Source organism: Mycobacterium marinum, assembly GCF_003391395.1.
GTDB classification, from domain to species: domain Bacteria; phylum Actinomycetota; class Actinomycetes; order Mycobacteriales; family Mycobacteriaceae; genus Mycobacterium; species Mycobacterium marinum.
The window spans coordinates 339053-365587 of record NZ_CP024190.1 but is presented as its reverse complement, the minus strand read 5'-3'; the positions used below and the strand labels follow the sequence as shown (position 1 = coordinate 365587).

At 66.2% G+C, this 26535-nt stretch carries 22 protein-coding genes and 1 pseudogene; 10 read left to right on the top strand and 13 right to left on the bottom strand.

The genetic code is table 11. The features are described from left to right. From CCUG20998_RS01575 to CCUG20998_RS01560, 4 genes are all read right to left on the bottom strand, one after another. Entirely contained in the window at nucleotides 1-1059 is a 1059-nt protein-coding gene (locus CCUG20998_RS01575) for an LLM class flavin-dependent oxidoreductase (protein ID WP_020731420.1), read from the bottom strand. Further along, on the bottom strand, nucleotides 1059-1583 hold the full coding sequence (locus tag CCUG20998_RS01570; RefSeq protein ID WP_081651115.1) for an SRPBCC family protein: 525 nt from the start codon (nucleotides 1581-1583) through the stop codon (nucleotides 1059-1061). Before CCUG20998_RS01570 ends, CCUG20998_RS01575 begins: the two co-directional genes overlap by 1 nt. 269 nt (nucleotides 1584-1852) lie before the next feature. Beyond that, nucleotides 1853-2986 (bottom strand): fatty acid desaturase family protein, encoded by a 1134-nt coding sequence (locus CCUG20998_RS01565; RefSeq protein WP_020731418.1) that lies wholly within the window; start codon nucleotides 2984-2986, stop codon nucleotides 1853-1855. A gap of 35 nt (nucleotides 2987-3021) precedes the next feature. Continuing rightward, nucleotides 3022-4119 carry a flavin reductase family protein gene (locus CCUG20998_RS01560; RefSeq protein ID WP_020731417.1) on the bottom strand — a complete coding sequence of 366 codons (1098 nt, stop codon included), beginning with the start codon at nucleotides 4117-4119 and terminating at the stop codon, nucleotides 3022-3024. A gap of 70 nt (nucleotides 4120-4189) precedes the next feature. Between CCUG20998_RS01560 and CCUG20998_RS01555 the strand changes: the two genes are divergently transcribed. Next, nucleotides 4190-4858, top strand: a complete 669-nt coding sequence (locus CCUG20998_RS01555) for a TetR family transcriptional regulator (protein ID WP_012392318.1) — start codon at nucleotides 4190-4192, stop codon at nucleotides 4856-4858. A 130-nt stretch (nucleotides 4859-4988) separates the two neighbouring features. Next, complete coding sequence (locus CCUG20998_RS01550) at nucleotides 4989-7019, top strand: cyclic nucleotide-binding domain-containing protein (RefSeq protein WP_036456920.1); 2031 nt, start codon at nucleotides 4989-4991, stop codon at nucleotides 7017-7019. A 36-nt stretch (nucleotides 7020-7055) separates the two neighbouring features. Here the strand turns inward: CCUG20998_RS01550 and CCUG20998_RS01545 are convergent, their stop codons facing one another. Continuing rightward, the gene (locus tag CCUG20998_RS01545; RefSeq protein WP_020731415.1) at nucleotides 7056-7661 is read right to left on the bottom strand and encodes a GNAT family N-acetyltransferase; all 606 of its coding nucleotides are present in this window, start codon (nucleotides 7659-7661) and stop codon (nucleotides 7056-7058) included. A 161-nt stretch (nucleotides 7662-7822) separates the two neighbouring features. On the opposite strand from CCUG20998_RS01545, the gene CCUG20998_RS01540 reads away from it, so the two are divergent. Beyond that, nucleotides 7823-9118 carry an acyl-CoA dehydrogenase family protein gene (locus CCUG20998_RS01540; protein ID WP_020731414.1) on the top strand — a complete coding sequence of 432 codons (1296 nt, stop codon included), beginning with the start codon at nucleotides 7823-7825 and terminating at the stop codon, nucleotides 9116-9118. Between the two features lie 80 nt (nucleotides 9119-9198). Here CCUG20998_RS01540 and CCUG20998_RS01535 read toward each other — a convergent pair whose 3' ends face one another. Next, nucleotides 9199-9654: a MaoC family dehydratase gene (locus CCUG20998_RS01535; RefSeq protein ID WP_020731413.1), complete on the bottom strand. Its 456-nt coding sequence runs from the start codon at nucleotides 9652-9654 to the stop codon at nucleotides 9199-9201. A 36-nt stretch (nucleotides 9655-9690) separates the two neighbouring features. Here CCUG20998_RS01535 and CCUG20998_RS01530 point away from each other — a divergent pair, with 36 nt between their 5' ends. Next, nucleotides 9691-10188 (top strand): metallophosphoesterase family protein, encoded by a 498-nt coding sequence (locus CCUG20998_RS01530; protein WP_020731412.1) that lies wholly within the window; start codon nucleotides 9691-9693, stop codon nucleotides 10186-10188. 352 nt (nucleotides 10189-10540) lie between these two features. Next, nucleotides 10541-11581 carry a diacylglycerol acyltransferase/mycolyltransferase Ag85C gene (gene ag85C, locus CCUG20998_RS01525; protein WP_011742299.1) on the top strand — a complete coding sequence of 347 codons (1041 nt, stop codon included), beginning with the start codon at nucleotides 10541-10543 and terminating at the stop codon, nucleotides 11579-11581. A gap of 78 nt (nucleotides 11582-11659) precedes the next feature. On the opposite strand, the gene CCUG20998_RS01520 is transcribed toward ag85C, so the two are convergent. The 5 genes and pseudogenes from CCUG20998_RS01520 to CCUG20998_RS01500 all read right to left on the bottom strand — a co-directional run bounded on the left by CCUG20998_RS01520 (nucleotide 11660) and on the right by CCUG20998_RS01500 (nucleotide 17488). Then, nucleotides 11660-12340: a YoaK family protein gene (locus CCUG20998_RS01520; protein WP_012392312.1), complete on the bottom strand. Its 681-nt coding sequence runs from the start codon at nucleotides 12338-12340 to the stop codon at nucleotides 11660-11662. A gap of 114 nt (nucleotides 12341-12454) precedes the next feature. Beyond that, nucleotides 12455-13822: a maltokinase N-terminal cap-like domain-containing protein gene (locus tag CCUG20998_RS01515; RefSeq protein ID WP_020731411.1), complete on the bottom strand. Its 1368-nt coding sequence runs from the start codon at nucleotides 13820-13822 to the stop codon at nucleotides 12455-12457. Further along, a pseudogene (gene treS / locus CCUG20998_RS01510) lies at nucleotides 13823-15680 on the bottom strand (maltose alpha-D-glucosyltransferase). It lies immediately after the preceding gene. Between the two features lie 121 nt (nucleotides 15681-15801). Beyond that, nucleotides 15802-16875: a S1C family serine protease gene (locus CCUG20998_RS01505; protein WP_036451601.1), complete on the bottom strand. Its 1074-nt coding sequence runs from the start codon at nucleotides 16873-16875 to the stop codon at nucleotides 15802-15804. A 112-nt stretch (nucleotides 16876-16987) separates the two neighbouring features. Beyond that, nucleotides 16988-17488 carry a nuclear transport factor 2 family protein gene (locus tag CCUG20998_RS01500; RefSeq protein ID WP_011742303.1) on the bottom strand — a complete coding sequence of 167 codons (501 nt, stop codon included), beginning with the start codon at nucleotides 17486-17488 and terminating at the stop codon, nucleotides 16988-16990. Between the two features lie 61 nt (nucleotides 17489-17549). Between CCUG20998_RS01500 and CCUG20998_RS01495 the strand changes: the two genes are divergently transcribed. From CCUG20998_RS01495 to CCUG20998_RS01485, 3 genes are all read left to right on the top strand, one after another. Then, the gene (locus tag CCUG20998_RS01495; RefSeq protein WP_011742304.1) at nucleotides 17550-17960 is read left to right on the top strand and encodes a TIGR03668 family PPOX class F420-dependent oxidoreductase; all 411 of its coding nucleotides are present in this window, start codon (nucleotides 17550-17552) and stop codon (nucleotides 17958-17960) included. A 170-nt stretch (nucleotides 17961-18130) separates the two neighbouring features. Further along, a complete protein-coding gene (locus CCUG20998_RS01490; RefSeq protein WP_012392307.1) occupies nucleotides 18131-20287 on the top strand; it encodes an elongation factor G-like protein EF-G2 in 2157 nt (718 codons plus the stop codon). 15 nt (nucleotides 20288-20302) lie between these two features. After that, a complete protein-coding gene (locus CCUG20998_RS01485; RefSeq protein ID WP_020731407.1) occupies nucleotides 20303-20779 on the top strand; it encodes a DUF2231 domain-containing protein in 477 nt (158 codons plus the stop codon). Here CCUG20998_RS01485 and CCUG20998_RS01480 read toward each other — a convergent pair. Continuing rightward, the gene (locus CCUG20998_RS01480; protein ID WP_103653833.1) at nucleotides 20776-22410 is read right to left on the bottom strand and encodes a FadD7 family fatty acid--CoA ligase; all 1635 of its coding nucleotides are present in this window, start codon (nucleotides 22408-22410) and stop codon (nucleotides 20776-20778) included. The genes CCUG20998_RS01485 and CCUG20998_RS01480 overlap by 4 nt on opposite strands. Before the next feature lie 266 nt (nucleotides 22411-22676). Between CCUG20998_RS01480 and oxc the strand changes: the two genes are divergently transcribed. Further along, complete coding sequence (oxc, locus tag CCUG20998_RS01470; RefSeq protein ID WP_020731403.1) at nucleotides 22677-24440, top strand: oxalyl-CoA decarboxylase; 1764 nt, start codon at nucleotides 22677-22679, stop codon at nucleotides 24438-24440. Here the strand turns inward: oxc and CCUG20998_RS01465 are convergent. After that, complete coding sequence (locus CCUG20998_RS01465; RefSeq protein WP_036451764.1) at nucleotides 24424-25356, bottom strand: LysR family transcriptional regulator; 933 nt, start codon at nucleotides 25354-25356, stop codon at nucleotides 24424-24426. The genes oxc and CCUG20998_RS01465 overlap by 17 nt on opposite strands. 415 nt (nucleotides 25357-25771) lie before the next feature. On the opposite strand from CCUG20998_RS01465, the gene CCUG20998_RS01460 reads away from it, so the two are divergent. Continuing rightward, complete coding sequence (locus tag CCUG20998_RS01460) at nucleotides 25772-26527, top strand: L,D-transpeptidase (RefSeq protein WP_020731401.1); 756 nt, start codon at nucleotides 25772-25774, stop codon at nucleotides 26525-26527. Nucleotides 26528-26535: the final 8 nt, after the last annotated feature.

Sequence of the window (26535 nt, the reverse complement as noted above, 5' to 3'; positions counted from 1 at the left end):
TCACCCGACCGCACCGACCAACTCGATGGCCCGGCCCAGCGTGGAAAGCTTGGCGTCCATCGTGTCGCCCGCGGGATAGAGCCGCACCGTGTTCACCCCCGCGTCGCGCCACGCCATCAGCCGGGACCGGACCATCTCCTCGGTCCCGATCAGCGTGGTGGCCAGCACCATCTCGTCGGTGACCAGCCTGGCCGCCCCATCGCGGTCGCCCCGTTGCCAGCGCTCGCGTACCGCGGCCGCGACCTCCGACCAGCCCTGCCTGCTGTAAGCCTGGTTGTAGTAGTTGGTGCTCGCCGACCCCATCCCGCCCAAGCTGAATGCGAGTTCCGTCTTGCGCGCCGCGACCATGTCCCGCAGCTCTTCGGCATCGGATACGAACGCCACTTCAGCGCCCTGGCAGAAGTCGATGTCGGCTCGGCTGCGACCGGCAGCGGCCAGCCCGGCATCCAGGTGCGTGAAATACGCGTCACCGGCGCCTTCGGGAACGAAGCTGGTACCCAGCCAACCGTCGGCAATCCGCCCGGTCAGCCGCAACATGGCCGGCGACAATGCGGCCAGGTAGATCGGAATGTCGTACTCGGGACGAGTCGACAATCGCATGGGCCGTGCCTCCCCGCCCCGGCGGGGAATCTGAAACTCGCTGCCGGAGTAAGTAACTTTGCCGCCCGCGAACACCTGCCGCACGATCTCGACCGTTTCCCTGAGCCGAGCCAGCGGCCGGTCGAAAGCGACGCCGTGTAGACCTTCAATCACCTGGGGGCCCGATGCCCCCAACCCGAGCAGAAAACGGCCGCAGGACAGATTGGACAGGGTGATCGCCGTTTGCGCGACCAGCACCGGGGATCGGGTACCAAGCTGCAGCACCCCCGAACCGAGCTGCATCCGGTCGGTCCGGGCCGCGATGTAGCCGAGCGCCGATGGCGCATCGCTGCCCCAGGCTTCGGCCACCCAGCAGGTGTGTAGGCCGAGCTTTTCGGCCTCGACGACGAAGTCGACCACATCCTTGCTGTCCTTGCCGTCCTTGCCGCCGGACAGCTCGACCGTCGTCGCCGTACGCATCAACGCACTCCGTGCTCAGCCAACCTCTTGATCGCGGCCAGGGTCTTGTCGATCGCCGCCTCGAACTCCCGCAGTCGCACGAAGACGATCTTTTCTTCCTTGTCCGGCATCGCATCGATGGCGTTGGACAATCCCGAGCGCCCTGGCCCGATCTGCGTCCGGTAAGTCAGGTTGGTGCCACCGTCGCGGGGGACCAGACGAAACCGCCACACCGCGGCCGGATAGTCGGGTTCACCGACGGCCCAAGCGAATTCGCGGGGCGGATCGCATCGGACAACTTGGGATGTGCTGGTCCATTGCCCGAACGCCTCGTGTTGGTTGTGTCCGATGAACCGGGCGCCGACGCGTGGTTCGCTGGCGCCGCCAACCCACTCCACGGCCTGCAGCTCGTTGCTGAGCGTCGGCATCAGCGCGATGTCGGAAATGAGGCTCCAGACCCGTTCGGGCTCGGCGTCAATCCACGTCGAGGCCTCCACGGTCGGCCTATCCGCATAGCGTGCGCCCGTCCACTCCACGGATCCCATTGTCCTCCAGCGGGAACGTGCAATAGACGTGAGCGTCGCCACCACGGCCGCTCGCCGGGGATTTCAGGCCTGCGGGTTCGCCGGCGATGCACGCGACGATCTGCGAGAACTCATCTGGCGTTAGGCAATTCCGCTGCCGGTGACCACGCTTGGGCCCAACGTACCGGTTTGGTCACGATTGGGGGAGCGCATCGGCAGCTCGCCGCTGTCCACTTTCTGGACAAGGCTTGGTGCGGGTGCCGGCGTCGTCGGTCACCACCGACACGGTGCTAGGCCAACGCGTGCGCTTCCTGTCGATCGGAGCCACGGAATGCCAGTTTGACGATCTTGCGAACAACCGTGCCGAACTGGCGCAGCAGCGGGCCCCGGTTATAAGGAATGCCGTAGCGTTCGCAGATCTCCTGCACCTCGGGGGCAATCTCGGCGTACCGGCGGGCCGGGATGTCGGGGAACAGATGGTGCTCGATCTGGTGGGACAGGTTGCCCGACAGCAGGTGGAAGGTCTTGCCGCCGGTCAGATTGGCCGAGCCCAGCACCTGGCGGAAATACCACTGCCCCCGAGACTCGTTCTGGGTTTCTTCGACGCTGAACTCCTGGGTGCCGTCGGGGAAGTGGCCGCAGAAGATGATCATGTACGACCACACGTTGCGCATCAGGTTCGCCGTGAGATTTCCGGTGAAGACGAACGGCGCAAACGGCCCGGCCAGCAGCGGGAAGGCGACGTAGTCCTTGAGGGTCTGACGTCTGGTCTTTTTCCAGATCTCCGTCAAAGTCTCACGCTTGTCGCGGAGCGTGATCTCGCCGGAGCGAATGCGCTCGGTTTCCAGTTCGTGCAGCGCGACGCCGTACTGGAACAGCACCATCAACAGGAACGCGTAGACGGGATTGCCCAAGTAGTACGGCTGCCACGGCTGGTCTTCGCTCATCCGGATGATGCCGTAACCGATATCGCGGTCCATTCCCACGATGTTGGTGTGGGTGTGGTGCATGTAGTTGTGCGAATGCCGCCATTGATCGGCGGGGCAGGCGGTGTCCCACTCGAAGGAGCGCCCGGAAATCGCGGGGTCACGCATCCAGTCGTACTGGCCGTGCATGACGTTGTGGCCAATCTCCATGTTGTCCAGGATCTTTGACAAGCCCAGCATTGCGGTGCCCGCCAGCCAGGCCGGTGGCAGTATGCCGGCGAACAGCAGTGCGCGTCCACCGACTTCCAGCGCCCGCTGAGCCTTGATGACACGGCGGATGTAGTCGGCGTCCGCTTCGCCGAGGTCAGCGATCACGCGTTCCCTGATGGCGTCGAGTTCGCGGCCGAATGCCTCGGCCTGTTCGGGCGTCAGGGCGAAATTCGCGCGGGTTGCGGTGTCTGCAGTTTCTGCAATGGTTGCGATGTTGTTGTTTCCCATGGGTTTCCCCTCCCAAGGTTGATGTGGATTGATGGCTAGAGCGATAGGTCGACGTCGCCGACCGGAACCGATACACAGATCTGGACGTCCTCGTCCGGAGCGACCGATACCGCACCGGTGACCAGGTTGCGCACCGTGCCGGAGGTCTTGCGCCTCGTGCAGGTGTGGCAGATGCCCATCCGGCAGCCGTTTTCCGGTGCCAGTCCGGCCGATTCGGCCTGTTCGAGCAGCGAGCGGCCGTCGTCGACGACGTCAATGCCGCTGTCTGCGAACCTCACCCGGCCGCCGGATGGTTGCGCGGGCGCTTCGATCGGCGCCGGCACGAAGCTTTCGGTGAACACGTTTTCACAGTTCTCCCGCACGGCGTCCACCAAAGTGGTGGGACCGCAAACGAACACCGCGTCCGGGGCGTCCATCGCGGCGGCCAGGTGATCCGGGCCGAATCGGCCGACGAGGTCGCCGCCACCCGATTGGGTGTAGCCGTGCAGAACCCGCACCCCGGGCAGTGCGGCCAGCTCGGTGCGATAGCAGGCCTCGGCGGGATTGCGCGCGTAGTGGATGAAGGTGATCTCGGCACCGTGAATGTGCAGATGGTGCTGGGCAACCAGGGTGCGCAGCATCGCCAGCACGGGCGTGATGCCGCTGCCGCCGGAGACGAACAGGATGCGGCGCGGCCGGCGCTGCGGCAGCACGAAGTCGCCGCCGACACCGGCCAGGCCCACCACCATGCCGCGGCGGGCATGGTCATAGAGATAGGTCGACACCAGCCCGCCGTCGTGGCGACCGATGGTCAGCTCGAGAGTCTCGCTGCCTTCGGCGTTGGCCGGCGAATAGCACCGGGTGTGACGTCGACCGTCGATATCGACGGTGAGGTTGACGTACTGACCGGCCAGGGGGCCGGTACCCGCCGCCATGGGCGAGCGGAACGTGTCATTGGGGGCCAGCGTGAGGGTGACGCTGCGCGGCGTGGTGCGCCGCACGTCGATGAGCTTGGCGCGGGCCTCGCCCAGCGTCCACGTCGGCTCCACCAACTCGGTGTATCGATCGATTCCGTGCGGACCGGTGAGCAGGTCGACCAGGCCGGAACCCAGGACCCGCTTTGCCAGAGTTTGGGTCAAAGTTTGAGTGAACATATGTACACGGTGCGACGTGACGACGCTGGTCGTCAAGGTTTTTCCGCAGCTCTGTGGTAGGGTTCACATAGTGAACGAACGTACTCCTAGCTCACGCCCGCACCGATCGGGCCGCTCCCGGGACAGCCCGTCACGCGAGGAGCGCAAGGAGGCCACCCGGCGCGCCATCATCGCCGCCGCCCTCAAGCTGGTGCATGATCGCAGCTTCAGCGCGCTGAGTCTGCGTGAAGTCACGCGCGAAGCCGGAATCGTGCCAGCCGCGTTCTACCGCCACTTCGAATCGATGGAAGCCCTGGGCTTGGTTCTGATCGACGAGTCGTTCCGAACGTTGCGCGACACCCTGCGCGGCGCGCGGGCGGGCCGCCTGGACCCGAACCGGGTGATCGAATCGTCCGTCGAGATCCTGATAGGCAGCGTGGCCGAACGCCGCGAGCACTGGCGATTCATCGTGCGTGAGCGCTCCACCGGCCTATCGGTGCTGCGCTACGCCATCCGTACCGAGATCCGGCTGATCACCTCGGAACTGGCCACCGACCTGGCGCGGTTTCCCGGGCTCAATGAGTGGAGCACCGAAGACCTCAACATCCTGGCGACGCTGTTCGTCAACGCCATGATTGTCACGGCCGAGGCGATCGAGGACGCGCAGAGCTCCGAGGCGCTCGAGGAGATCCGAAGGATCGCGGTCAAACAGCTGCGGATGGTCGCAATCGGTGTCGCCGGCTGGAAAAGCAGGCCCTGAGTCCGTTTCGGGCTGATGCCGCTTGATCACCCAGGCCCCAAACCGCGTTCGGGCGGCTACCGCTCGAGGTGCGCGGTGGCCCCTCGGCAAACGAGCACTGCGCCAGATTCAAGCCGCTATAGTTCTACGCGTGGCTCTGGCCGCGACTCGCAAGTTGGTGCGCGATCCTCAGCTGCGCAGACTAATGGCGGTATGCGCCACCTTTCTCACCAGTAATTCCGCGCACGGCGTGCTGCTCACCGTCTTCGCCTTCTCGGTGGGCGGTGCCGCCACCGTCGGCGTGGTGACCCTGGTCCGAATGCTGCCCAGCGCACTTCTGGCGCCGCTGGCGGCAACGCTGGCCACCAGTCCACGCCCCCAGGTACACCTGGCAATCGGGGTTGGCGCCCGCGGGATGACAACGATCGCCACCGTCATCGTGGTGGTGTCCGGGGCGCCGCTCGGTGTCGTCTTGGTGGTGCTGGGCGTCGACTCGCTGATGTCGGCGGCCGTGCGCTCCCTGCATGCCGCGCTGGTGGTGCGTCTGGCCACCAGCGTGGCCGAGGCGGCAACCGCCAACGCGGCGACCGGGGTTCTTCTCTATGCCAGCGCCCTGGCCGGGCCGGCGCTGGCCGGGGTGATGCTGGCCTTCGTCGGCGTCGGCTGGGCCTTGACCCTGCCGGCGGCGCTCTTCGTCGTCGGCGCCCTGACAGCGCTACGGATCACCGTGGCGCCCATCGATGACATGCCCGATACCGGCGGTGCCCGGCCATCCGGCGGCGTCGCGCGCGTCCAGCTCAGGGCGGTCGGAGCCGGGTTTCGCGCGATCATCGAAAGCCGTCCGGCCGCCGCGGCGGCGACCCTGTTCCTTCTCACCACGACGCTGCTCGACGGCTTCTGGTACGTCGCGAGCGCGCCGTTGGCCGCAGACCAATTTGGGCTCGGCCCAAGCGGTGTCACGACGATCATGACCATCTACGGCGTCGGCGGCCTGCTCGGTGCGGTGGCAATGCTGTCGATCGCGGGACGGGGCGGGCTGGCCCGCATGTTCACCTTGGCCCGGCTCAGCGAGGCGCTCCTGCTCGCGGCGATCGGTGCGGCCAGTCTGCCCGCACTGGGCCTGGTGCTGGCCGCCGGCGTGGGTGGGGGAAGCGCGGCCTCGTGGGCCATCGCACCGACGCTTGTTCAGCGCAGCGTCAACAGAGCCTCGATGGTGACCGCGGCGGCCAGTCTGCAGAGCGTGTCACAGCTGGCGATCGCCGCGGGTGCGGGGATCGCGGCGGTGCTGGTCGACTCGTTGGGACTGACCGGCGCCCTGGCCATCGTCAGTGGTGCCGCGGCGCTCATCACGGTGCTGGCCTGGCCGCAGGTGCGCCGCGCCGACAAGCTCAGCGACGACGACAGCGCCAAGCTTGCGGTGATCCGGGCGACCCCGGTGCTGGCCCCGCTGCCCGCACTTGCTCTCGAGCAGCTCGCGCGCACGGCGACGCGGATGGCCGTGCCTGCGGGCTCCGACGTGATCCGCCAGGGCGACCGAGGCGACCGGTTCTACATGATCGCCAGCGGCCTGGCCGACGCCACCGTCAACGGTCGCCGGGTGGCCACCCTTGGTCCCGGCGGGTCGTTCGGGGAGATCGCCTTGCTGCACGACGTGGCGCGCTCGGCCACCGTGACAGCGCGAAAGGACCTCGACCTGGTCGCGGTGGATCGTGCCGAGTTCCTCGCCGCGCTGTCCAGCAACACGGCAGCGGGTCTGCGGCTGGGCGGGCTCGCCCGCACCCGGCTGGGCACCGTGCCCGTCGAGGAGCGCCTCATCGAACTCGGCCCGGATCCCGCACTGAACAGCCATTCGCTGTCCGAGCTGCTCGCCGCGCAGCCGGCGCTGGCGGGCATCGGCGACGGCGCGCTGCGCGAACTCGCCGACACCGCCAAGGTGCTGGCCGCCCCCGACGGTGCGCTCATCACCTGCGAGGGCGACCACGGCGATACCTACTACGTGATCCTCGAGGGCGCCGCCCAGGTCCTCGACGACGGCACCGCGGTGCACCACCTCCGCCCCGGCGAGGGCTTCGGCGAGCAGGCGATCCTGCGCGACGTCCCACGTACGGCGACCGTGCGAGCGGTGGGCGACACCATCCTGGTGGCCGTGGATCGCGAGGCGTTTCAGCGCGCGCGGCGTTGACACCGGCCGCAACGACGGTGCCGTGACTGGGCCGGCCTACCGCGGATCACGCCACATCGGCCAGATCGACGGGCCACCGTGCGGCAGCGCGATCTCACCGGTAACGGTGAAACCGAAACGCTGGTAATAGGGCACATTTTCGGGCTTGCTCGACTCGAGGTAGGCCGGGCAGTACTCGGCGTCGCAGCGGTCCAGCCGCGACCGCAGCAGCGCCTGACCGAAACCCTGTCCGCGAACCGTCGGTTCGCTGCCGATGGCGGCCAAATACCAGTGTGGTTCTTCGGGGTGTGCGCGCTTCATCGCCGACTGCACGGCACGTCCCACCCCCGTTCGGAACCCGAACACCCGAAGCAAGGCCGGGGTCATCGCCAGTTCCCCGAGCCGTGTCTCGCGCCATTGGTTCGGCGGATCCCACAATGCCGCCGCGCCGATACCCGGTCCGTCGCAGGCCACCTCAACGCCACCGCGGGCCAGATGGTGGTGGCGTGTCATGGCCGCGAACAACCGGCACAATTGCGCGGTCCGGGCCCGGTCACCGGGAAACAGCCACGTCATCACGGGATCGTCGTAGAAAGCCCGGGCCATGGTTCGGGACAGCTCACGGATATCGGCCTGCTGTGCCGGACGCGCCTGTGGGGTCATCTCAGCGAGGGTATCTGGGACCGCCATGGCATCGCCGGGTCACCGTACCGCCGGGCGGCCCGATCCCGCCTGATACCCAGCAGCTCCACCACGCCCTTACGATGGGGTGGCTCCATCATCGATGCCGGTGCGGCGCTGCGCCGGGGAACGGTTGGCCTACGGTGTGGGACTTCGAAACAGACCCCGAATACCAGGCGAAGCTGGACTGGGTCCAAGAGTTCATGGTCAACGAACTCGAACCACTGGATCTGGTAGCTCTCGATCCCTATGACAAGAAGAACCCCGAGACGATGGCCGTCCTGCGGCCGTTGCAGCAGCAGGTGAAGGACCAGGGGCTCTGGGCCGCTCACCTGCGACCGGAACTCGGCGGGCAGGGGTTTGGCCAAGTCAAGCTTGCGCTGCTGAACGAAATCCTCGGACGCTCGCGCTGGGCGCCCTCGGTGTTCGGTTGTCAGGCACCAGACTCGGGTAACGCCGAGATCCTGGCGCTGTTCGGCACCGAGGACCAGAAGGCCCGCTACCTGCAACCGCTGCTGGACGGCGAAATCACCTCCTGCTACTCGATGACAGAACCTCAGGGAGGTTCGGATCCAGGGTCGTTCGTCACGGCCGCCACCCGCGACGGAGACAGCTGGATCATCAACGGGGAGAAGTGGTTTTCCACCAACGCCAAGCACGCCTCGTTCTTCATCGTGATGGCCGTGACCAACCCGCAGGCCCGCACCTACGAGAAGATGTCGCTGTTCATCGTCCCGGCGGAGACACCCGGTATCGAGATCGTCCGCAACGTCGGCGTCGGGACCGAATCGAGCAAGCACGCCAGCCACGGCTACGTCCGCTACCACGATGTTCGGGTGCCAGCCGATCATGTACTCGGCGGTGAAGGCCAGGCGTTCATGATCGCGCAGACGCGACTCGGCGGCGGTCGCATTCACCACGCGATGCGCACAATTGCATTGGCACGCAGAGCCTTTGACATGATGTGCGAACGCGCCGTATCCAGGCAGACCAGACACGGCCGGCTTTCCGACTTGCAGATGACGCAGGAGAAGGTCGCCGACAGCTGGATCCAGATCGAGCAGTTCCGACTACTGGTGCTGCGCACGGCGTGGCTGATCGACAAGCACCACGACTATCAGAAGGTGCGTCGCGACATCGCGGCGGTAAAGGTCGCAATGCCACAGGTGCTGCACGACGTGGTGCAGCGCGCCATGCACCTGCACGGCGCGCTCGGCGTTTCCGACGAGATGCCGTTCGTCAAGATGATGGTGGCCGCCGAATCGCTGGGCATCGCCGACGGCGCCACCGAACTGCACAAGATGACGGTGGCACGCCGGACACTGCGCCAATACGAGCCTGTTACAACGCCGTTCCCGTCACAGCACATACCCACCCGGCGAGCGGCGGCCGAGGCGCGGCTGGCCGAGCGCCTGGAACACAGCATCGCGGAGTTCTAACACCGGACGCCGGCCGCTCGGCGTCCGGATGCCGAAAAGTGGTGCGGCGACTGGATTCTCACGGCCCCCGCCCCGGCCGGTCAGGTGACGTACCGGACGACGCTTTCTGCCACACAGGCCGGCTTACCGGCCCCTTCGACCTCGACGGTCGTGGCAACCGTCGCCTGGACCGCGCCGTTGCCGACGTCTTCAACACCGACCAGCGAACTCTGGGCGCGCACCCTGGAACCGACCGGCACCGGGGCGGGGAATCGAACCTTGTTGAGCCCGTAATTGATTGCCAGCTTTATGCCCTTGACCGTGTACATCTCGTGCTGCAGGCGAGGTAACAGCGACAGGGTCATGAAGCCATGTGCGATGGTGGTGCCGAATGGCCCCTTGGCCGCTCTTTCCGGGTCGACATGGATCCACTGATGATCTCCCGTCGCATCGGCAAACAGGTTGACGTCTTCCTGAGTGATCGTCACCCAGTCGCTTTGCCCGATGGTTTCACCCGCAGCGGCAGCAAGGTCGGCGACGGATTCGAAGGTGCGCATGGCTGTCTCCTCTGCTCGTGGGTAAGCATAGAACTTGTGAAGCTACTGCTGATCGCCGATACGCACGTCCCCAAGCGCGCCCGCGACCTACCCGACCAGGTATGGAAGCAAGTCGCCCGGGCAGACGTGGTGATCCACGCGGGCGACTGGGTAACCGTCGAGTTGCTCGACGAACTGCAGAGCAGGGCGGCCCGGCTGGTGGGCTGCTGGGGAAACAACGACGGACCCGATCTGCGCAGCCGGTTACCGGAGCGGGCGGACGTCGTGCTGGCGGGTCTGCGCTTCACCGTCGTTCACGAGACCGGCGCGGCGGGCGGTCGCGAGGCCCGGATGTCTCGGCTCTATCCCGATAGCGACGTACTGGTGTTCGGTCACAGTCATATCCCGTGGGACACCACAACCAGCACCGGTTTACGGCTGCTGAATCCGGGGTCTCCCACCGATCGTCGCCGAGCTCCCCATTGCACTTACATGACCGCGACAGTCGAAAGCGGCGCGCTTGCCGGGGTCACCCTGCACAACATCGAAAAGTAGCCGCTTCCATCGCGCATATTCTTCAAATATGCACGACTACAATGGTTTTGAGTTGCGCACCAAAGTGGCTCGAAAGTGCCTATGACGGGCAATGAACACCCGAAACATCGCAAATTCGCGTTACCGAATTACGAAGCAAATAGCGCATCGCGGCCGAATTCTTCAAGTTTTCAACACCAATCTGAGCATCAATCGTTATCGTGTCGAAACGACTCGGCGCCGATTCTCAATCGTTAGATAACCGCGACATTCTTCTCCGGCCGCGACAGACGAATTGGGGCGCGGCCCTGTGTTTCACTCGCCCAGACAGATTTGACCGTGCCGTGCGGCAGATGAAAGTTGGGTAGGAGCTATGAAGTTCGTTGAGAAGTTGCGTGGCGCAGCGGCCGGCGCTCCGCGCCGGCTGACCATCGCGGCCATAGGGGCTGCCCTGTTGTCCGGACTTGTTGGGGCCGTGGGTGGCGCGGCGACCGCCGGGGCATTTTCCAGGCCGGGTCTGCCGGTGGAATACCTGCAGATTCCGTCGGCGGCGATGGGCCGCGACATCAAGGTTCAGTTCCAGGGCGGTGGAGCGCACTCGGTCTACCTGCTCGATGGGCTACGGGCGCAGGACGACTACAACGGTTGGGACATCAACACTCCCGCCTTCGAGGAGTACTACAACTCCGGGTTGTCGGTGGTTATGCCCGTCGGCGGCCAGTCCAGTTTCTACAGCGACTGGTACCAGCCCTCTCAGGGCAACGGTCAGGGCTACACCTACAAGTGGGAGACCTTCCTGACCCGGGAGATGCCCGCCTGGTTGCAGGCCAACAAGGGCGTCTCGCCAACCGGCAATGCGGCGGTGGGCCTTTCGATGTCGGGCGGTTCGGCGCTTGTTCTGGCTGCCTACTACCCCCAGCAGTTCCCCTACGCCGCGTCCTTGTCGGGATTCCTGAACCCCTCCGAGGGCTGGTGGCCGACGCTGATCGGTCTGGCGATGAACGACTCGGGTGGCTACAACGCCAACAGCATGTGGGGCCCGTCCACCGACCCGGCCTGGAAGCGCAATGACCCGATGGTCCAGATTCCGCGCTTGGTCGCCAACAACACCCGCATCTGGGTCTACTGCGGCAATGGCACCCCCAGCGACCTCGGTGGCGACAACATGCCGGCGAAGTTCCTGGAAGGCCTGACACTGCGCACCAACCAGACCTTCCGGGACACCTACCTGGCCTCGGGTGGGCGCAACGGGGTGTTCAACTTCCCGACCAATGGCACGCACTCGTGGCCCTACTGGAACCAGCAGCTGGTTGCCATGAAGGGCGACATCCTCAAGGTGCTCAACGGGCCTGCCGTCCCGGCGGCTCCGGCTGCCCCGGAGGCTCCCGCCGCCCCGGTCGCTCCGGCCGCCTGAGGGGCTCGCTAGCTCCAAAACCTGCATCGGCAGCAGCGCAACGGCCAGCGCTGCTGCCGATGCTTTTTGGTGGCGCTGCTACTTCAACAGGGCCCGACGGTCGGAGTGGAAATAGGTGAAGCCGGTTGTCAGCGCACACACCGTTGAGGCGACCGCGAGCATCTGGGTTCCGCTGACCACCAAGCTGATGGTCCCACCCACGGTGGCGCCGAGAATGAAGCTGGCAAGCAACATGAAGTAGCCGAGCCAGTCCGCCGCCTGTCCGCCGGCGATATGGCGTTCGATGCCCTGCCCCATCTTGACCAACGTCCCGGTCACGTAACTCAACGGCACCGACACCTCGCCGTCCTTGACGAACGACGTGTTCAGCGAACCCACACCGAAGACCACGAGCATGATCGGCAGGAAGTCCAGCTGGCTGCCTTCCCATCCACCGATGACGATGTCCAGGGCCGTCGCGGCGACCAGGCTGAAGGTGGTCAGCACGGTCGGGCCGTGCGGGTGATCCACCCAGAAGTGCCGTCTGCACACCGATGCGACCACGACTCCCACCAGGAAACACACCAGGAGCAGCCCCGCCGTGACCGAAAGCCACACGTCGTCCCGAAAGTAGCCCAGCACGGCTCGTTGGGCGTTTCCCGTCATGAATGTCACGAAGTAGCCGGCAGAGTGGGTGAAAGCGGTTGCACCCAGCACGCCGGCCAGCACCGCCAGCACCCAAGACAGTCGCGCCTCGCTGTCGAAAATGTCACTCCTCACCCAGCCATGCTGTCAGACCCGTTCGACGACCGCAGAAATCAGCAGGCCAGACCATGCCCGTTCGGGCGAGCCACAGTCACCGGCCGGGCGCCGGCGGCCGGTGCGCCCGCCGACCTAGGTGGCGGTGAGCCGCGCGATCGAGCGCAGCGGGATCGGCAGCCAGCCGGGCCGGTGCCGCGACTCATAGCCGGCCTCATAGACGGCCTTGTCGAGTTCGTAGGCGGCCAGCAGCAGCTCCGAATCCCGCGGATCGTTTCCCGAGGCGGCCGCATAGCCTTCGCAGAACGCGGTGCGGTTGCGGGTGATCCATTCCCGGGCGCGAGCCGCCAACTGCTTATCGTCGGCGTGGTCGACCAGCGGCCCATAGGCGGCGTACTCGAACGAGCGCAAGACCCCCGCGACGTCGCGCAGCGGCGAATCGGGGGCCCGCCGCTCCCGCAGCGGCTGCCCCGGTTCGCCTTCGAAGTCGATCAGCACCCAGCTCTCCGGCGTGCGCAGAACCTGCCCCAGATGCAGATCCCCATGCACGCGCTGAACGCTGATCGTCTCGTCGACCAGCTTGACGAACCGTTCTTCGATGGTGCCGGCGTACTGCTGCAGTTCGGGCACCGCCGCAGCGGTCGACGACAACCGCGCCAGCACGTGGTCCACCGGGAAGGTGGCCTGTGCCGTCCCCAGCTGCTCGGCCAGGGTCGCGTGCACCGACGCGACCGCTTCACCGAGCCGGCGGGACTCGCCGGCCAAGTCGCCGCCGACTTCGTGTGCGTACAGGTCGCCCTCGGCGAACAGGTCACGGACGCTGGCGGTGGCCATCGCCCAGCCTTCGGCCGCGTTGGCCGCGTAGGCGGTTGCCATGCCCAGCGGGCACGCGGCCTCCGGGGGCTCGCCGGGGATGCCGATTTCGTAGGTGCCCAGCAGCCGCGCCACGTGCGGATTGTGCGCCCGGCCCAGCACCCGGTTGAGTTCGATGTCGGGATTGATCCCGCTGCTCACCCGGCGGAAGACCTTCAGGATCGCGGCCTGCCCGCGGTCGAATATCACGCTGGTATTGCTTTGTTCGGCGTCAGAGACCCGCGGGTAGGCATCCAGCGGCAGCTCGACATCGGGCTCGCGAGCGAAGCTGACCTGCCCGTCGGACGAACTTCGCACGGCCGACGAGTCGATCAGCGAGAGCAGAACCTGCGGCGCCACCGGGTCATAGAGGGCGTCGAAGCCGGTGTGGTCGTCGGCGGAGCCGATGGTGGCCAGCGTGCTGAATTCCGAGACCGGCCCGGCATCCCAGCGCACCAGCACCTGGTAGCGCTCCGCGGAGCCGTCCGTGTAGCTGACATCCACCAGCACCAGGTCCAGATCATCGCGCAGCGCCACCACCGCACCCGGTTCGGCGGCGGCCAGTTCGCGGTTGCGTCCGGCGTACCAGCGTTGCTGCGGGAGCCATTCCGACCAGGGCAGCTTGGCTGCAAGCGTGGCTGGCGAGTTCATTTAGCGCCGCTCCTTCTCATTGCTTGGTCCCCCGCAAGCGGGTGGTGCCCCCAGTGCATCGTCACCGGCGCGGTCATCGTTCCTCCTCGGATGCGGACAGCTGAAACCAGTAGAACCCGTGCCCCGGAAGGGTGAGCAGGTAAGGCAGGTGCCCGATTTTGGGAAATTCCACCTGCCCGGTCAGCTCGACGGGCGTGTAGCTGTTCCACTGCTGCAGGTTGAGCTCGATGGGCTGCGGGAAGCGCGACAAGTTGTTCACACACAGCACGACGTCCCCGTCTTCGCCGGCCGGTCCCGGGGCCTCGCGCACGTAGGCCAGGATCGACGGGTTGGAGCCGCCCAGCTCCTGGAACGTGCCGACGGCGAACGCGTTGTGGCGGCGTCGTACCGCCAGCATGGTGCGGGTCCAGTTCAACAGCGATGTCGAGGTGTCCCGTTGCGCCTCGACGTTGACCGCCTGATACCCGTAAACGGAGTCCTGGCTTGGGGGCAGGTACAGCCGGCCCGGGTTCGCGGTGGAGAAACCGGCGTTGCGGTCCGGGGTCCACTGCATCGGAGTCCGCACCCCGTCGCGATCCCCCAACCAGATGACGTCGCCCATGCCGATTTCGTCGCCGTAGTAGAGCACCGGCGAGCCGGGCAGCGAGAGCAGCAGCGCATTGAACAGCTGGATCTGGTTGCGGTCATTCTCCAGCAACGGCGCCAGCCGGCGGCGGATCCCGACGTTCGCTTTCATCCGCGGGTCCTTGGCGTACTCCGCGTACATGTAGTCGCGTTCTTCGTCGGTGACCATTTCCAGCGTCAACTCGTCATGGTTGCGCAAGAAGATTCCCCACTGTGCCATATCGGGGATGGGCGGGGTCTTTGCCAGAATCTCCGAGATCGGAAACCGCGATTCACGGCGGACCGCCATGAAGATGCGCGGCATCAGCGGGAAGTGAAAGGCCATATGGCATTCGTCGCCACCGGTGCTGGCCTCACCGAAGTACTCGACGACGTCGGCCGGCCACTGATTGGCCTCGGCCAGCAACACCCGGCCCGGGAATTCGTCGTCCACTACCTTGCGGACGCGCTTGAGGAAGGCGTGCGTCTCGGGCAGGTTCTCGCAGTTGGTTCCTTCCCGCTCGAACAGGTAGGGAACGGCGTCCAACCGGAATCCGTCGATCCCCAGGCCCAGCCAGAACCGCAGGACGTCGATCATCGCCTCTTGCACGGCCGGGTTGTCATAGTTCAGGTCCGGCTGATGGGAGAAAAACCGGTGCCAGTAGAACTGGCGGCGCACGGGATCGAAAGTCCAGTTGGACTCTTCGGTGTCCACGAAAATGATCCGGGCGTCGGTGTATTTCTCGCTGCTGTCGCTCCAGACGTAGTAGTCCCCGTAGGGGCCGTCGGGGTCGTGCCGAGACTCCTGAAACCACGGGTGCGATTCCGAGGTGTGGTTCATCACCAGGTCGGTGATCACCCGGATGCCGCGCCGGTGGGCCGCGTCTACCAGGGCAACGAAGTCGCCGACGGTGCCGAACTCCGGCAAGACCTTGTAGAAGTCCCGGATGTCATAGCCGCCGTCACGCAGGGGCGAATCGTAGAACGGGGGCAACCAGATGCAATCGATACCCAGCCACTGCAGATAGTCCAGGCGCTGCATCAGGCCGCGCAGGTCGCCGGAACCGTCGGCGGTGCCGTCGTAGAACGCCCGGACCAGTACCTCGTAGAAGACCGCGTGTTTGAACCAGGTTGGGTCGGCGGGCAGCGCGGCCGCGTTGCCGAAATCCTTGGCATCGGGGTGTTCGACCACACCTCCCTCGACGTGGCTGCCCTCGGCTGGATTGTGCTCGATGGTGTTGGTTGCCTCGTTCATCAATTCCACGATGCCACGGGTACCCGAGGCGCAACCACAAGAATCACGCCAAGATCGATGCGCGCAATCACGCCCGGTGCCATGCGAATTGGCTGACCGACGCGAAGAAGCCGCAGCGAGATCAGGCGGGCGGGCCCTCGGCAAGCGTCACGTTTTCGGTGCGCTGCCCACCCGAATTGGATGTCCAGCTGATCGAGACGATGTCGCCAGGGTGGTGCCCGTTGAGCGCATCCGACATCGCGGTCGCCGAGTTGATCGGGGCGCCGCCGAGTGCGGTGATGATGTCGCCGGTGGAGATGCCGACCACCGCCGCCGGAGCGCTGCCAACCACGCGCGCAACCTTGGCCCCGGTGCCGTTGTTGTCGACGACACCCAGACCGAGGAAGGCGGTGGGCCCGATGTGCACCGTGGGCGACCCGCCGCCGGAGCGGATCTGTCCGGCGATGCCCATCGCCTGTCCGATCGGGATGGCGAAGCCCGTTCCGCCACCGGACATCTGGAAGTTGTCGGAGGCGGCGGTGTTCATGCCGACCACCTGACCCATGTTGTTGACGATCGGCCCGCCGGAGTCACCGGGGGCGATCGCGGCGTCCACCTGAATCAACCCGTTGAGCGTCTCTTCGGCGCCGGTCAGCGCGTCGGATGCCTCGACGGTCTGGTCCAGTGCGACCACGCGTCCGGGCACCGCGCGGGGCGTACCGCCCTGCCCGCCGGTGTTGCCCATCGCCACGATCGGCTCACCAACGGAGACGCCGCCGCCGATCGCGGCGGCGGGAAGGCCACCCGCGCCGCGCATCTGCAGCACCGCGACGTCGCGGGTGCGGTCGTAACCGACCACGTCGACGCCGTAGGTGCGGCCGTCACCGACACTGAAGACGGAGATGTCGGTGGCGCCCGAGATCACGTGGTTGTTGGTCAGCACGACGCCGGCGGGATCGATGATGATGCCCGTTCCGGCCCCGACCGCGTTGTTGTAGCCGAGCTTGGTGTTGACGTTGACGACCTGCGGGCCGACCTGCGCGACCATCGCTGAGGGGTCAAGCGGCAGTGTCGGGAAGTCGGCGAACCGATCCAGCGCCAGGTTCGACGGCGCCGCGTGCGCCGGCGCCGGCACGGTGGCCAGGCCCAGTCCCAGCACGGCCAGTACCGCCACTAGCCATGACCACCTCGGTGAGTGGTGGCGCAATTTACTCATCCCGCATCCTCCTGCGTCGGGGTAAGAATCAGAGAATTGTCCCAGCCTTCAGGTCCGGGCAGCAAAACCTAGTCTTACGAGAATAGTCCAAGGATAGCGATGTGTGGCCTTGCTAAGGCCCAGATCGCCGGTTATTCGCCGAGGTCGACGGACCGGGCTCCAGCGCATACCTGAGGTGGTGGCTGACGTCACCCACCATGTCGATCAGAGTCAGGTCGCGGTAGGAAAACCGCCATTTGCCGTCGACGCAGGCGAAACGGTCGTGGTAACGGCCCGTGACGATCGGCTGTAGCGGGAAGTCGTCGACCTGCTGAAAAACGGTGTAGTAGCTGCGACAACGAGCGATTCCGCACTGCGGGTCGATCTCGATGATCGGATTGCTGACCACGTGCTTGGTGCGCGGCGTCCCGTTGGGATACACAATGATCAGGGCCTCCCAGATCTTCAACAATCCCGCCGCATCGACGGTGTCCTGACCGCCGTCCTGATCACCGTCCGCGGCGATTCGGATGCGGGCGTGCTCGAAGAGCGCGGCGGCCGCCGGCAAATCGCCGGCGTCGATGCATTCGGCATAGCGATAGAGCAGGTTGGCGATCTGAGTCTCCGCCCGCATCGAGCAACGGTAGCGCGCCGGCCAGACCGACCGGCCCCACTCCGGGCCGTAGGCTGGGCCGGTGGGCGAAGTGTTCGACCCCGCGGTCAGGTTCACACAATCCCCGGTGGCGCGGTTGGCAACGGTCACACCCGAGGGCATTCCCCATGTGGTGCCGGTGGTTTTCGCGGTCGACAACGACCTGATCTTCACTGCCGTCGACGCGAAGCCGAAATCCACCCGCAGGCTGCGCCGGCTCACCAACATTGAGCGCACGCCGCAGGTCAGCCTGCTGGTCGACCATTACGACGACGACTGGACGCAGTTGTGGTGGGTCCGCGCCGACGGAGTCGCCCAAATCCATCCAGCCGGAGCGGTGCTGCACACGGGTTACCGGCTGCTGCGCGCAAAGTACGCCCAATACCAATCGGTGCTGCTGGATGGGCCGGTTATCTGCGTAGCCGTGCGGCGCTGGTCCAGCTGGCACGCGTGACCCGCCCCGCGCGTGGTGGCATCTGGTCTCCGGTCCGCTCCGGTAGGCGCCCGTTACCGACCCTTGTGTTGCGGGGCAGTTGAGAGAAAAGTTGCTACTGCGTCCTGTGGGCTGGAACACACCGCGTACGGGAGTGGGCGGACAACCCCGGGAAGAACGGGAGGCAAGTCATGGCCGACAGAGCGGGTAGTTCCTCGGGTTCGGGAACTGCGCCTACCGCCGAAGGTCCGGACGCTATCCGCAACGTGGTTCTGGTCGGACCGTCCGGGGGCGGGAAAACCACCCTCGTAGAAGCGCTTTTGGTGTCCGCCGGAGTGCTCTCTCGCCCCGGCTCGGTAACCGACGGCACCACGGTCTGCGACTTCGACGAAGCGGAGATCCGTCAACAGCGCTCGGTCGGCCTGGCGGTCGCCGCACTGTCACACCAGGGCATCAAGGTCAATCTGGTCGACACCCCCGGCTATGCCGACTTCGTGGGTGAACTGCGCGCCGGGCTGCGCGCCGCGGACTGCGCGCTATTTGTCATCGCGGCAAACGAGGGTGTGGACGAGCCGACGAAGTCGCTCTGGCAAGAATGCAGCCAGGTTGGCATGCCGCGGGCGGTGGTGATCACCAAACTCGACCACGCGCGAGCGAACTACGCGGAGGCGTTGGCTGCCGCCCAGATCGCGTTCGGGGACAAAGTACTGCCGCTGTATCTACCGACCAGCGACGGCTTGATCGGCTTGTTGTCCCAAACCCAGTACGCCTACGCAAACGGCACGCGCTGCGAGACGGCACCCGGAGCTTCGGACGCCGACCGGATAGAGGAGGCCCGCGGGTCCCTGATCGAGGGAATCATCGAAGAGTCCGAGGATGAGTCGCTGATGGAGCGCTACCTCGGTGGCGAGCAGATCGACGAATCGATCCTGATCGAGGATCTGGAGAAGGCCGTTGCGCGGGGCTCGTTTTTTCCGGTGATCCCGGTGTGCGCCAGCACCGGTGTCGGCACGCTGGAACTGCTCGAAGTTGCCACGCGGGGCTTCCCCTCGCCCCGCGAACATCCGCTGCCGGAGGTCTTCACCCCACAGGGCGCCACCCACGCCGACTTGGCCTGCGACGTTGACTCGCCGTTGCTCGCCGAAGTGGTCAAGACGACGTCGGACCCCTACGTCGGCAGGGTCAGCCTGGTCCGGGTCTTCGCCGGAACCATCAAGCCCGATGCCACGGTTCACGTGTCAGGTCACTTCTCATCCTTTTTCGGCAGTGCCAACGGGAACGGCGCGGCCGCCAGCACACACCCTGACCACGACGAGGACGAACGCATCGGGGTGCTGTCGTTTCCGCTCGGAAAACAGCAACGTCCGGCCACCAAAGTGGTGGCCGGTGACATCTGCGCGATCGGCAGGCTGAGCCGGGCCGAAACCGGCGACACCCTGTCGGACAAGTCCGAACCGCTGGTGCTGAAGCCCTGGACCATGCCGGAGCCGCTACTACCGATGGCCATTGAAGCCCATGCCAAGACCGACGAGGACAAACTCGCGGTCGGACTGAGCCGGCTGGCCGCCGAAGACCCAACGCTGCGCATCGAGCAGAACCAGGAGACCCACCAGATCGTGCTCTGGTGCATGGGCGAGGCCCATGCCGGCGTGGTACTCGACGCGCTCGCCAACCGATACGGCGTCACCGTCGACACCGTCGAGCTGCGGGTGCCGTTGCGCGAAACCTTCAGCGGCAACGCCAAGGGGCACGGCCGGCACGTCAAGCAGTCCGGTGGGCACGGCCAGTACGGGGTCTGCGACATCGAAGTGGAACCGCTTCCGGAGGGCTCGGGGTTCGAGTTCCTCGACAAGGTGGTCGGTGGAGCGGTGCCACGTCAGTTCATTCCCAGCGTGGAGAAGGGCGTCCGAGCCCAGATGGACAAGGGCGTGCACGCCGGGTACCCGGTTGTCGACATCCGGGTGACGCTGCTCGACGGCAAAGCCCACAGCGTCGACTCATCGGATTTCGCCTTCCAGATGGCCGGTTCACTGGCGCTGCGAGAGGCGGCCGCCGCGACCAGGGTGACGCTGCTGGAACCGATCGACGAGATCGCGGTGCTCGTGCCCGACGATTACGTCGGCACCATCATGGGCGACCTGTCCGGACGTCGCGGCCGGGTGCTCGGCACCGACACGGTGGGCCACGAACGCACGGTGGTCAAGGCCGAGGTGCCGCAGGTCGAATTGACCAGGTACGCCATCGATTTGCGCTCCCTGGCCCACGGGGCGGCGTCGTTCACCCGCTCCTTCGCCCGCTATGAGCCGATGCCCGAATCCGCCGCCGCCCGCGTGAAGACTCACGCATAGCGGCCCGGCGGATTCATGTCGACCATCAACGGACTGCCCGCGCACATCCTGCTCAATCACCTGGTCGTGGTGCTGGGTCCGCTGACCGCGATCCTGGCCATCGTGTGTGCCTTGTGGACACCGGCACGGCAGCGATTTGTCTGGCTGACGCTGCTGCTGGCGGTCATCACACTCATCGCGACCCCGATCACCGCTGACGCCGGTGCATGGCTTCAGGCTCGGCTGGGCCCGTCACCGCTGGTAGAAAAGCACCAAGAACTCGGTGAGACCCTGACCTATTTCATGGCGGTCCAGGCGTTGGCCGTCGCCCTGCTGGTGGTCATGCATGTTCGCCGGGAACGGGGGCGTGCGGTCAACACCGCGACGCGCCTGACGATCACCGCGCTGGTGATCGTCGCCGCCGCGGCCACGCTCGTCGCGACCTACCGGGTCGGCGATTCCGGCGCGCAGGCCGCCTGGGGTTCCATCGCTTCGGCGCCGGGACCCTACTAGGCCTGCCCGCCGAACTGTTGGGCCACCGCGCGCCGGTCCAGCGACCCCTTCGCGGTATGCGGCAGCTCACTGGCCATCTGGAAGGTGGCCGGAATTTCGAAGGACGCCAGCTTCTCCCGGCAGAATTCGGTGAGTTCCTGCGCAGTGGGCGCGGGCTCACGCGGCACGATCACCGCCGCGACCGCTTCCCCGTAGAGCGCGTCGGGGACGCCGAAGACCGCGTTCTCCAGCACCCCGGGGTGGCTGGCCAGCACCCCTTCGACGCGTTCCGGGGAAATCTTCTCCCCGCCCCGGTTGATCAGTTCCTTGATCCGGCCGCGGATGCTGAGGTCGCCCGCCTGCGACAGGGTTCCGAGGTCGCCGGTGCGTAGCCAGCCGTCGGTGAAGTTTGCCGCGGTGATCTTCGGGTCACCGAGGTAGCCGCGCACCACCGTGGGGCCGTGCAACCAGACTTCGCCGACGGCGCCGGGCCCGACCGGATGCCCGTCGGGCCCGACGATCCGGATTTCGGGCCCCGTTGATCGACCGACCAGACCGGTTGACTCAGCGGGGTTTTCGTCGCAGCCGCTGCCCTCGACACCGGTGCTTGCCACCTGGTGGGTGGCCTCGGTCATGCCGAATGCGCACAACACCGGGGCGGAGAACTCGTCATGCAACGCTTGCGCGGTTTCGGGCGTGAGTGGCGCGCTGCAACTGCGGATGAAGCGCAATGCGGCGCGAGTCCGGCCGGACGAGTCGGCTTCCCGTTGCGTCTTCGCGCGCTCCAACAAGATCTGGTGGATCGTGGGCACCGCGGTGTACCAGGTGGCGTGCGCGACGTGAATGTCGTCCCAGAATGTGTGCGCCGAGAATTTTCCGCGAGCCGGCAGCAGCACCGTGCCCCCCGAGACCAGGGTCGACAGCAACGCGGCCATCAGGCCGTGGCCGTGGTACAGCGGCATCACCGCAACCGTCGCGTCCTGTGGGCTCAGCCGATATCCCGCGATGATGGACCGTATCGAGGTGGCGATGTTGGCGCGCGTCCAGGGAACCATCTTCGGCAGCCCCGTGGTTCCCCCGGTGAACATGATCATGGCGTCGTCGGCCCGCAGCCCCTGGGGCGCCGACGCCACCGCGGTGGGCTCGCCGGCGGCGTCCAAATGGACCGACAGGATGCCGGTATCGCGCGCCACACTCACCGCGATCGGCCACCATCGAACCGCCGGTTCATCCCGGTCGCCGGGTCCGGTGCCGTCGATGAGCACCACGCGTGCCCCTGCGGCCCCGGCGCGGGCGCGTTGGTCAGCGACCGGCAGCGCCGGATCCAGCGGAACGACGATCAGATTCGCGCGTGACGCGGCCAGCAGCGCGACCACGAACTCGAGGTTGCTGCCCGAGCGCAACGCCACCCGCTCCCCCGGCCGCAGGCCGGCCCGAGTCAGCTGCCCGGCGAGGTCGTCGACCAGGCGGACCAGGTCGCGATAGCTGACCGCGACACGATCGGCGGTGAAGATGACCGCGGTTGCCTCCGGCAGCTGGGCCGCCGCCAGCTCCACCAGGTCCGCCAGCCGAGGGCCGGCGGCCGAGTCGCAGGGTTGGGTCCCGACGTGCGCGGCCACTGCCTGGCCGCTGGTGATCGAGTCCGATGCCATCGCGTGCACTCCCTCCAGGTATTACCGGTGCAGTTGGCACCTGATCAGCACCCTGCCGGTGATCGGTACGCGTTGTCCAATACTGACCGGCTACCAGTCGATAGCCGACGGCTATCGAGTCGCGGTGGTGCCGGCCTACGCCGTGGCCGCCGCTCGATAGACGGAGTGAATCGTCGGATAGAGAACCGGTCTTGGACACAGCGGGGGCACCCGATAAGAGTGGTGATCAAGCCACCGGCCACCAACACACCCGAGGAGTCGCCACCATGACCACACAATCGGCATCTCCCAGCGACGCGACAGCCGCAGGCGGATTGACCGATGGTTTCCATCTGGTGGCCGACGCACTCAAAGCCAACGACGTCGCCACGATCTACGGAATCGTCGGCATCCCCATCACCGACCTGGCGCGCACCGTGCAGGCCCGCGGAATCCGCTACATCGGATTCCGCCACGAAGCCTCCGCCGCCAACGCGGCGGCCGCCGCAGGCTTCCTGACCGCCCGGCCCGGGGTGTGCCTCACCACGTCGGGCCCGGGTTTCCTCAACGCGCTGCCCGCACTGGCCAACGCAACCGCCAACTGCTTCCCGATGATCCAGATTTCCGGGTCCAGCCAGCGGGCGATCGTGGATCTGGCACGTGGCGACTATCAGGAGATCGACCAGCTCAACGCGGCCCGCCCATTCGCGAAAGCCGCGTACCGGATCAATCGGGTCGAAGATATCGGGCTTGGCATTGCCCGCGCGTTGCGCACCGCGATCTCGGGCCGCCCGGGCGGGGTCTACCTCGACGTCCCCGGCGAGGTACTCGGTCAGGCGATGGACGCGACGGCCGCCGCGGCGACCGTTTGGCGCCTCGTCGACCCGGCCCCGCGGCAGTTGCCTGCACCCGAGGCCGTCGATCGCGCACTGACCATCCTCAGCCAGGCCCAACGTCCGCTGATCGTGCTGGGCAAGGGCGCGGCATACGCACAGGCCGACAACGCGATCCGGGAGTTCATCGAGACGACCGGAATTCCGTTCCTGCCCATGTCAATGGCCAAGGGGCTACTGCCGGATTCGCATCCGTGCTCCGCGGGGGCGGCTCGCTCGCTTGCCATCGCCCGCGCCGACGCTGTCCTGCTGATCGGGGCTCGGCTGAATTGGCTACTCGGCCACGGCGAGTCACCGCAGTGGTCGGCCGACGCCAAGTTCATCCAGGTCGACATCGCGGCATCGGAGTTCGATAGCAACCGCCCGATTGCCGCGCCACTGACCGGTGACATCGGCTCGGTGATGGCGGCATTGTCCGACGGCCTGGCCCGGCATCCGATCGCGACCAGGGCCCCGTGGACCACCGAGCTCGCCGAACGCAAGGCACGCAACGAAGCAAAAATGCTGCAACGCTTGGCCGAGGATCCGCACCCGATGCGGTTCTACAACGCGCTTGGCGCCATTCGCACTGTGCTGCAAGATAATCCCGACGTGTATGTGGTCAATGAAGGCGCCAACGCGCTAGACCTGGCCCGCAATGTCATCGACATGCAGCTGCCGCGTCACCGTATCGACACGGGAACGTGGGGGGTGATGGGTATCGGCATGGGCTACTCCATCGCGGCCGCGGTGGAGACCGGCCGGCCCGTCGTCGCAATCGAAGGGGATAGTGCATTTGGTTTCAGTGGCATGGAGGTCGAGACCATCTGCCGCTACCACCTTCCCGTCACCGTGGTCATCCTCAACAACGGCGGCGTCTACCGTGGCGACGAGGCCACCAAGGCCCAGGCCACAGACGCCAGTACCAACGACCCCGCCCCCACTGTGTTGAGCGCCCACGCACGCCACGAGCTGATCGCAGAAGCATTCGGCGGCAAGGGATATCACGTCACCACCCCGACTGAGCTGCGGTCGGCGCTAACCGCGGCGCTCGCATCCAACGGACCCACCGTCATCGACTGCGAACTCGACCCGGCCGCCGGTGTGGAGAGCGGGCACCTAGCCAGCCTGAATCCCACTAGCGCGGCCACCCCAGCGCGGGTCAGCGCCGGCGGCTGATCTCCATCAGCCGCGTTTGGAAGAACTCATCCAACGCGAGCCCCTGGGCGCTGGTCATCAGCGCCCTGGCGACGGGAGATCCAGGCCCGGTGGAACTGGTAGCCAAGGCGACCTGGGCTTTCACCACCGGGCTGACCAGTTGGACCGGGCGTATCTCACCGCCCGCGGGTGTGGTCCATAGCCAGGTGTGCGGCACAATGGACGCCGAATTCCCCGTGGCGACCTGAGCGAACAGCGAAGCAACGGAATCGGTTTCAACCTGCGGACTGACCGTGATGGCGTGGTCGGCGAAGGCCGCGTCGATGATTTGCCGGTCTCGCATATCCGAGGAGAGCAGGGCCAGTGGTAGCTGCGCGGCATCGAGCCAGCTCAGCGTCGACACGCCAGGGGGCAACATCTCCGGCGGCGCCAGCAGCACATAGCGCTCCTCGTACAGCGGCACCAAGTCAACGTCATGACCATCGTCGGAGGACGTATACACGATGGCGGCGTCCAGCTCGAAGTCACGCAGCCGCCGGTACAGCTCGGTGACCGCCAACCGGGAACAGATCTGCGCCTTCACCAACGGGTGCGCCGAGCAGAAGTCCGACAGCACCAGCGACGCAGTTGTCGAGGCAGACGGAACGGTGCCCAAACGCAGCGTTCCGGTGATCCCCGATCGCACCGCGTCCACCTCTGCCTTGAAGGCGTCGTGCTCGGCGATGATCCGCTTGGCCCAGACCACCAACCGCTCACCCTCCGGGGTGAGCCCCTCGAAGCTGTGGCCCCGATTGATCAAGGTGACGTTGAGTTCACGTTCGAGCTTGGCGATTGCCGAGGACAAGGCGGGCTGCGACACGTAACACTTCTCCGCCGCCCGGGCGAAGTGGCGTTCCTGAGCTACCGCGACGAAGTACTCCAGTTGACGGAAGAGCACTGACACCTCCTCGGTCATGGGTACCGATTCGCTGAGGCTACCGCCCCCGCCGGACCGTTGTCGCCCGCCGGTCCCCGATTGGGCCGCCAGGTCCTGCACCGTCGCGACAAGATCCGCGCGCCATTGGGCGGTTCTCGTTACCCCGCAGCGCGTTTGGACCGCAGGCGCGGCGCGACGAGCCAGCCCGGACGTACGCGGAATCGGTATCGCTACCAGCGAATCCGACCCCGGAATCTGCGTCAACGTCAATTCCGGATTGATTTTCGGCGCACCGAGGAGTTTCACCCGAGACCCCGAATATGGGCCCGAATCCCGACCCCCAGGCTTACTGAGAATTGTTTGCTACACCCCGCGAGTGGGCACCTAACAACTAGAATGCGTTTAGTTGCTCGCACCATCTCGAAGGGCGGACGCCATGCGTCGAATAATTCGTTATCTATTCGTTATGGTTGCGATTACAGTATTGGCGGTCGTGGCAGCGGGCAGTCCCGCCACCGCGGCCCTGCCGGCCGCAGAGCCGATTCCGGGCGTTGCTTCGGTGTTGCCCGCGAACGGCGCGGTGGTAGGAGTGGCGCACCCCGTGGTGGTGACGTTCACCGCGCCAGTGACCAACCGCCGCGCCGCCCAACGGACCATTCACGTCCTTTCACCGAGCAACATGACCGGACACTTCCAGTGGGTCCAAAGCAACGTCGTGCAGTGGGTGCCGGACCGATACTGGCCCACCCACACGCGCGTTTCGGTGGGGGTGCAGGAACTGACCACCGGCTTCGAGACCGGTGACGAGCTGCTCGGTGTGGCCAGCATCTCCGCGCACACCTTCACCGTCAGCCGCAACGGTGACGTGCTGCGCACCATGCCGGCGTCGATGGGCAAGCCCAGTCGCCCCACTCCGATCGGCAGCTTCACCGCCTTGTCCAAAGAGCGCACCGTTGTCATGGACTCCCGCACCATCGGCATCCCGCTGAACTCGTCGGACGGGTACATGATCACCGCCTCCTACGCGGTTCGGGTCACGTGGAGCGGAGTGTATGTCCATTCGGCGCCGTGGTCGGTGAACTCACAGGGCTACGCCAATGTGAGCCACGGGTGCATCAACCTGAGCCCGGATAACGCGGCGTGGTACTTCGACAGCGTCAACGTCGGCGATCCGATCGAGGTGGTCGGCTAGTCTTTCCG

Excerpts from the sequence above, each read along its gene's own strand:
- ag85C (WP_011742299.1), top strand. The coding sequence starts at position 10,541 with ATGAAGTTCGTTGAGAAGTTGCGTGGCGCAGCGGCCGGCGCTCCGCGC.
- CCUG20998_RS01560 (WP_020731417.1), bottom strand. The coding sequence starts at position 4,119 with ATGTTCACTCAAACTTTGACCCAAACTCTGGCAAAGCGGGTCCTGGGT.
- CCUG20998_RS01575 (WP_020731420.1), bottom strand. The coding sequence starts at position 1,059 with ATGCGTACGGCGACGACGGTCGAGCTGTCCGGCGGCAAGGACGGCAAG.
- CCUG20998_RS01490 (WP_012392307.1), top strand. The coding sequence starts at position 18,131 with ATGGCCGACAGAGCGGGTAGTTCCTCGGGTTCGGGAACTGCGCCTACC.
- CCUG20998_RS01570 (WP_081651115.1), bottom strand. The coding sequence starts at position 1,583 with ATGGGATCCGTGGAGTGGACGGGCGCACGCTATGCGGATAGGCCGACC.
- CCUG20998_RS01485 (WP_020731407.1), top strand. The coding sequence starts at position 20,303 with ATGTCGACCATCAACGGACTGCCCGCGCACATCCTGCTCAATCACCTG.
- CCUG20998_RS01500 (WP_011742303.1), bottom strand. The coding sequence starts at position 17,488 with ATGCGGGCGGAGACTCAGATCGCCAACCTGCTCTATCGCTATGCCGAA.
- CCUG20998_RS01505 (WP_036451601.1), bottom strand. The coding sequence starts at position 16,875 with ATGAGTAAATTGCGCCACCACTCACCGAGGTGGTCATGGCTAGTGGCG.
- CCUG20998_RS01480 (WP_103653833.1), bottom strand. The coding sequence starts at position 22,410 with ATGGCATCGGACTCGATCACCAGCGGCCAGGCAGTGGCCGCGCACGTC.
- CCUG20998_RS01535 (WP_020731413.1), bottom strand. The coding sequence starts at position 9,654 with ATGCGCACCTTCGAATCCGTCGCCGACCTTGCTGCCGCTGCGGGTGAA.
- CCUG20998_RS01460 (WP_020731401.1), top strand. The coding sequence starts at position 25,772 with ATGCGTCGAATAATTCGTTATCTATTCGTTATGGTTGCGATTACAGTA.
- oxc (WP_020731403.1), top strand. The coding sequence starts at position 22,677 with ATGACCACACAATCGGCATCTCCCAGCGACGCGACAGCCGCAGGCGGA.
- CCUG20998_RS01545 (WP_020731415.1), bottom strand. The coding sequence starts at position 7,661 with ATGACCCCACAGGCGCGTCCGGCACAGCAGGCCGATATCCGTGAGCTG.
- CCUG20998_RS01515 (WP_020731411.1), bottom strand. The coding sequence starts at position 13,822 with ATGAACTCGCCAGCCACGCTTGCAGCCAAGCTGCCCTGGTCGGAATGG.
- CCUG20998_RS01565 (WP_020731418.1), bottom strand. The coding sequence starts at position 2,986 with ATGGGAAACAACAACATCGCAACCATTGCAGAAACTGCAGACACCGCA.